The organism is Syntrophomonas sp. UBA5494, from assembly GCF_002426325.1.
The window spans coordinates 45,823-46,173 of record NZ_DIPG01000059.1; the positions used below are offsets into that span (position 1 = coordinate 45,823).

Consider the following 351-nt stretch of genomic DNA (forward strand, 5'->3'; position numbering starts at 1 on the left):
ACTGGAACTGTTCGATGGCATCTATGACATCAACACGGTCAGTATGACCATTTATCAGCCCCGTAGGGATAACATCAGCACCCATACTGTTTCCAAAGAAAGCCTTTACCAGTGGGCTAATGAGGTTTTAAAGCCTACCGCCCTTCTTGCTTACGCCGGGGACGGTAACTACCGCTCTGGTGAGTGGTGCAGATTCTGTAAAGCAAAACACGAATGCCGCGCCAGAGCTGAATACAATATGGAGCTTGCCCGCTACGACTTTAAACTGCCGCCACTCTTGGAAGATGACGATGTTGAAGACATCCTCAGTAAAATTGATGTTCTGGTATCGTGGGCTTCTGACATCAAGGA

At 48.1% G+C, this 351-nt stretch carries 1 protein-coding gene; it reads left to right on the forward strand.

Features of this window, described 5'->3' with window-relative positions:
- Nucleotides 1-351, forward strand: a 351-nt coding sequence (locus B3W37_RS07190) for a DUF2800 domain-containing protein (protein WP_483175213.1), incomplete at both ends; no start/stop codon positions are given.